Consider the following 6,000-nt stretch of genomic DNA (forward strand, 5'->3'; position numbering starts at 1 on the left):
GGCTGGAAATCATTCAATACTCACGCTATCGAAAGTTATCCAGCCTGTTGTGGAACGTCCTTGCATGTGACGTATCGCGGGTCTCTTTACGATTTTTATCTGTATTGGTGAATTATAAGCAATCTGAATCTATGCATGACGTGTGGTGCCTGTTTTGCTTTTTTCCATCTATTTTTGCTGGGTCGAAGCCCATATCTGTGAGTCTGGCGATACGCCCCCGCCAGACTCACCGCCCCTTTTCACCGATACATGAGGGGCCACAACCAGAAAAAACTGAACAAGAGTGCTGTAGCAATACCTACAACAATGATATTTTTGTTAATATGCGTCTAAATGAATAACAATATATAGATAAAAATACCAGTGAGAAGAAAAACCCCAAAACTTTAAACCGCAAAACAAAACCTTATCAGGTAATTTAACCACAGGGTATTAATGCAACAAAATAATAATTCAAACCTAAACAAACAATAAACAGTTAAACAATATACAATTGACTCATCAAGTTAGATATAAAAAATACATACTCAATCATTAAAACGATTGAATGGAGACCTTTTATGCGGGCGAAACTTCTGGGAATAGTCCTGACAACCCCTATTGCGATCAGCTCTTTTGCTTCTACTGAGACTTTATCGTTTACTCCTGACAACATAAATGCGGACATTAGTCTTGGAACTCTGAGCGGAAAAACAAAAGAGCGTGTTTATCTGGCCGAAGAAGGAGGCCGAAAAGTCAGTCAACTCGACTGGAAATTCAATAACGCTGCAATTATTAAAGGTGCAATTAATTGGGATTTGATGCCCCAGATATCTATCGGGGCTGCTGGCTGGACAACTCTCGGTAGCCGAGGTGGCAATATGGTCGATCAGGACTGGATGGATTCCAGTAACCCCGGAACCTGGACGGATGAAAGTAGACACCCTGATACACAACTCAATTATGCCAACGAATTTGATCTGAATATCAAAGGCTGGCTCCTCAACGAACCCAATTACCGCCTGGGACTCATGGCCGGATATCAGGAAAGCCGTTATAGCTTTACAGCCAGAGGTGGTTCCTATATCTACAGTTCTGAGGAGGGATTCAGAGATGATATCGGCTCCTTCCCGAATGGAGAAAGAGCAATCGGCTACAAACAACGTTTTAAAATGCCCTACATTGGCTTGACTGGAAGTTATCGTTATGAAGATTTTGAACTAGGTGGCACATTTAAATACAGCGGCTGGGTGGAAGCATCTGATAACGATGAACACTATGACCCAGGAAAAAGAATCACTTATCGCAGTAAAGTCAAAGACCAAAATTACTATTCTGTTGCAGTCAATGCAGGTTATTACGTAACGCCTAACGCAAAAGTTTATGTTGAAGGCGCATGGAATCGGGTTACGAATAAGAAAGGTGATACTTCACTTTATGACCATAATGATAATACTTCTGAATACAGCAAAAATGGTGCAGGCATAGAAAACTATAATTTCATCACTACTGCTGGTCTTAAGTACACCTTTTAACACCGTTAACTAAAATCTCCCCGGTGGTAATGCATAGCCCCGGGGAGTTTATCTGCTATTCAAAGTAAACAACATTCTCTAATTTTGTACTCATTTGACCAATATCCGTAACGTGTAGCCCCCTACCGCAACACAGGGGGCAATATATTCAAATTTTATATTTATACTGATATTCAGAGGCACAATGCGAAAGATAATTGCTCATTTCAAGATTGTTTTAACCTTACTTCTACCCGTAACCGTATCTGCCCAGCAGATCGAGTGGCAATCCTGTATGACCAGTCAATTCAACCACTGGTTTGGTGAGGAAAAACCGTCTCCTGACTTACTATGTGGTTATTTGTCTGTTCCATTAAAATATACAGACACAGGCGGAGATGCTTCTTATGAAAAAAAATCACAAGTCAAACTAGCGTTGACAAAATTGCCGGCAAAAAGCAAGCATAAAGGAAGCATCCTGATAATAAGTGGTGGGCCCGGGTTACCAGGCATAAATCCTTATATTAACTTTGACTGGCCAGTCACAAATCTGCGTGAGTCATGGGATATTATTGGATTTGATCCTCGAGGCGTCGGACAGTCCACTCCGACAATAAACTGCCAGCAATCAGATACAGAGATTCAGGAAAACATAACCGAAAAGCAACGAGTATTAAATAAAATTAATGCATGTATCCATAATACCGGAGCCGAAGTCATTCGCCATATAGGCTCTAACGAGGCTGTATATGATATTGATCGTATTAGGCAAGCCTTGGGTGATAAACAACTGACAGCCGTGGCGTATTCGTATGGAACACAAATTGCAGCCTTATATGCAGAACGTTTTCCTTACAACGTCAGATCTATCGTTCTGGATGGAGTCGTCGATATTGATGACCCGGAGGACAACTTCACATGGCAACTCAAACAGGCACAAAGTTATCAGGAAACGTTTGATCGCTTTGCATCCTGGTGTGCGCGTACAAAAAGTTGCCCGCTTTCTTCAGACAGAGATAAGGCAATAACTCAGTTCCACGACCTGTTATTAAAATTGCATCACAGACCTTTAATCGACAGCAAGGGAGAAAATATATCTTCAGATGAACTCATATCATTAACAACAGACCTTCTATTATGGCGTTCATCATGGCCAACCCTTGCAACTGCCATACGCCAGTTCTCACAGGGGATTGTCAGTAATGAAATTGAAACTGCGCTCAGTGCTCCAATAGCCTCAGAAGAGTCAAGCGATGCTTTGGGGGTAATCCTTTGTGTTGATCAGGGAGATGATAAATTAACACCAGAAGAGAGAAAATACCGAAAAGACGCTCTTGAGAATGCCTTCCCAGCTATTAACTTTGACAATGGACGCTCTGATTCACCTGATTTTTGTGAATTGTGGCCAATACATAGCGACCTGAACAAAACTCGTCTGAAAAATACAGTTCTGCCCTCGGGTTTACTGTTTGTAGCACACAAATACGACCCAACAACGCCCTGGATTAATGCTCGCAAGATGGCAGATAAATTTTCCAGCCCGTTACTGACAATAAATGGTGATGGGCATACATTAGCTCTTACCGGAGTCAATTTATGTGTGGATAAAGCAGTTGTACATCACCTGCTCACTCCACAGAAAACAGAAAATATATCCTGCCCAGGAAATGCTGAAGTAGATATACAATAATAAAAAATAGCATCCAACCACAGCACGCTCTTGCTTACGACGTGCTGCGGTTTTATTGATAATTCCGGATTAGATCGTCAATGGAGACATTATTGCCGGAGATAATGGTGGATTCAGCATCCAAAGTAATCCCGGCGACACCGTATCAAAAGGACGGCTCAGATCATTAACACATTTTGTTAACCTGAAATCTGTAACACTTTCTCCATTCCCCAAACATTGACCATTTCCAATCGACTTGATTTGCACAGCTCCAGTTTCACTGGTTATAAATGTAAATAATGCATTGCGATTGCTTTCAGTGCATTGTTTAGCCACTGCTAATTGCCCATTTAGAATTGCAAGGCATTCATTACCATCAGGGTTTTTTATCTGAACATGCCCCCCCGGTGCCGATATCAAATCCAAATCATTAGTCTTTACTTCTGATATAACCCAATTATTTACATTGAAGTCACGACCTACAGGGTTTCTGAGTATCCCACCAGTAAGAACGTTTCTAATATTAACCAACACAGGTCTGGGTTCAGGATCTCCAGAAGCATTGTTGCCAGCAAACTGAGTGAGAAGCCCTCGTTGATTTACCGCATCAGAAGTACATCCCGTCAGCAATAAAACCAAAATCGTAATAATTATTCTCATCTTCTAGCTCCTCTTCCGGGAATGAAGCCAACCGGAAAGTGATCAGAGGCAATTTGCCCTCTTAACAACCCAAATAACAGCGAAGCCCTCAACAGGGGAAGCACAAAACTCACTGAGTTTCCAACTACAGCATAATCAAGCACTCCACCACTGGCCTGCGTTGGATCTGGTGGTGCAATAATATTCACGTGATTACGGATTCCCGGCTCAAGTGTTGAAAATAACATAGCAGGTGAACGGTTGAAATCTCCTGCAATCATCCAGTTAGCGGCCTGTCTTATAGGATCTGTTTGTCTGTTGAAAAACTCAAAAACACTGTTAACAATTGCTCCAGAATCTATACCTCGGTTTGCCAATGCATGAGTTGAGAAGAAAACATCATTACCTATTCTTATTCCAATGATCGGACGCGATGCCACTGTTGGAGGTGATAATACAATCACCTCATCAGCTCTTCTGTTAGATACTATCGCTAAATTTACTCTATTAGAAAGAGCATCAGTTCGCGAAAAATAAATAAAAAGCTGCTGTGGACGGCTATTCGTTCCAGTATTCCAGATATACTCATTCATTGGGATACCTGGTGTACGAAATTCACGTTCCGTTAGTGTAGCTGAAGATGGTATTGAACCAGCCTCCTGAACCATCAGGATATCAACAGCACCACTTCCCGTGACAAGTTGTCGAACATGTGTGTTCCATTTATTTTCTGTCGGTGCATTTGAGCCCTGCAAATTCCAGGTTGCAACTTTAAAGTCGCTTAAATCTGCAAAAGAAATACCCGGCAAAATCATTAACAGGAATAATAATTTTTTCATACTCCCTCCATTCCATCAGGTTTGTCATGAGGTGGAATTGGCAATGGTCTGAATGGTCTTAATTCTGGTTTAATCAGATTTGGTTTTGCCGCTCTGACAGGTGGACTTATTGCCCATAGCATTTCTTGCGTTTCTTCTTTTGCACCAGGACACTTCTCAAGAGTGATTGTAAAAGCAAACGGTGACAGTATAGTTCTGCTTAAATAGTCTGCTCTTATACACGTCTGCAAGGCGCTACTTCTTATAAGCACATTACCATTAGTAGAAGGCAGTAACTGAAACTCCTGAGATAACGAATTATCATCACAGGTATTATGTATCACCCCGTTTTTAAAGGCCTCCATACAAGTCCCTTGGGCAACATTAACAAATTTCACTGTACCGGCATCTTTGCCATCCACAACCTTCCAGTTCCGATTCTCTCCAAAACTTACTGAATCAAACGGAGTATATCCCCAAAGCCAGTTACGGACAGGTCTGGCCCAAACAGTAAGCAGTGCCCCACCAGTGCTCATTATTGAAACTTCAGGAAAATCAGTGTTGTTGGCCCCAAGTGTTGGAGTTGCACCGTTTGAAGTCACTGCAATACCTTGTCCAGGGATTCCAACCAATTCTACATTTTTTCCCGGAGGGGAAGGTGAATCACCGATCCCATTCGAGCAACCAGTAATTATAAGTGTGCACAAAAATGTAATTAGTTTTTTATCCACTGTATTCCCTCCTCTACACCACCTCTTTTTTATAAAAAAATAGAAACAACAAAGCAACAAAAATATTACTGGTAAGATTAATGAGAAAATGTGAAAGCAGCACAACAAACAAGTTTATTATAACATTCGTTATTGTTTTTCAGGTTACAAACAGCAAACTCATATATAATTCTTTATATTCCCAAACACTATGCAACATGACCATAACGTCTGCGGTTCGGTGGAGTTTGCTCAAACATATTCGCCAGTCTGTTTCATTACGTAATACACCTGTTTAGATGTATGCATAAGACCAGCTAGGTATAAATGACTATATTGTTTTGCATAAGGGATTGGTTATATAATCACCAATTAATATAAGTTCCATTATTTCTCCACATTTTTATGTTAGAAGTTGCAAAGAGAAACATGATGTTTCTCTTTGAGATAATTAATCATTCCTGTTGCCCACTTCACTGGTGGGCTTTTTTATGTAAAACCAGCTCCTGCTGTGTTCCCCTGACATGATGACGTTAGCGATTAACCAACAGCCAGATCAGCAGACACGCCACCACCGGCACAGCAAAATCCATCAGGCTTGCCACATCCCAAGCTCGCGGATCAAAACCGCCCCACCACGGCATATTCATTCGCTTGCCATGCCCGAA

At 41.4% G+C, this 6,000-nt stretch carries 5 protein-coding genes; 2 read left to right on the top strand and 3 right to left on the bottom strand.

Annotation, left to right across the window (positions count from 1 at the left end; translation table 11 throughout):
• Positions 1–560: 560 nt before the first annotated feature.
• Together ompT and ACJHX4_RS23485 are read left to right on the top strand one after the other, a co-directional pair.
• Positions 561–1,514 (top strand): omptin family outer membrane protease OmpT, encoded by a 954-nt coding sequence (gene ompT / locus ACJHX4_RS23480; protein ID WP_001516440.1) that lies wholly within the window; start codon positions 561–563, stop codon positions 1,512–1,514.
• Between the two features lie 184 nt (positions 1,515–1,698).
• On the top strand, positions 1,699–3,183 hold the full coding sequence (locus ACJHX4_RS23485; protein ID WP_001531673.1) for an alpha/beta hydrolase: 1,485 nt from the start codon (positions 1,699–1,701) through the stop codon (positions 3,181–3,183).
• A gap of 69 nt (positions 3,184–3,252) precedes the next feature.
• Here ACJHX4_RS23485 and cdtC read toward each other — a convergent pair whose 3' ends face one another.
• Genes cdtC through cdtA form a run of 3 tightly spaced genes read right to left on the bottom strand, consistent with a single transcriptional unit; the run spans position 3,253 to position 5,353 of the window.
• Entirely contained in the window at positions 3,253–3,825 is a 573-nt protein-coding gene (gene cdtC, locus ACJHX4_RS23490) for a cytolethal distending toxin type IV subunit CdtC (protein WP_001516442.1), read from the bottom strand.
• Positions 3,822–4,643, bottom strand: a complete 822-nt coding sequence (gene cdtB / locus ACJHX4_RS23495; RefSeq protein ID WP_000734594.1) for a cytolethal distending toxin type IV nuclease subunit CdtB — start codon at positions 4,641–4,643, stop codon at positions 3,822–3,824. The genes cdtC and cdtB overlap by 4 nt, the downstream gene beginning before the upstream one ends.
• On the bottom strand, positions 4,640–5,353 hold the full coding sequence (gene cdtA, locus ACJHX4_RS23500; protein WP_001531672.1) for a cytolethal distending toxin type I subunit CdtA: 714 nt from the start codon (positions 5,351–5,353) through the stop codon (positions 4,640–4,642). The genes cdtB and cdtA overlap by 4 nt, the downstream gene beginning before the upstream one ends.
• Positions 5,354–6,000: the final 647 nt, after the last annotated feature.

Origin of the sequence: Escherichia sp. WS2035 (genome assembly GCF_046487065.1) — a bacterium.
GTDB classification, from domain to species: Bacteria; Pseudomonadota; Gammaproteobacteria; order Enterobacterales; family Enterobacteriaceae; genus Escherichia; species Escherichia coli.

Excerpts from the sequence above, each read along its gene's own strand:
- cdtB (WP_000734594.1), bottom strand. The coding sequence starts at position 4,643 with ATGAAAAAATTATTATTCCTGTTAATGATTTTGCCGGGTATTTCTTTT.
- cdtC (WP_001516442.1), bottom strand. The coding sequence starts at position 3,825 with ATGAGAATAATTATTACGATTTTGGTTTTATTGCTGACGGGATGTACT.
- ompT (WP_001516440.1), top strand. The coding sequence starts at position 561 with ATGCGGGCGAAACTTCTGGGAATAGTCCTGACAACCCCTATTGCGATC.
- ACJHX4_RS23485 (WP_001531673.1), top strand. The coding sequence starts at position 1,699 with ATGCGAAAGATAATTGCTCATTTCAAGATTGTTTTAACCTTACTTCTA.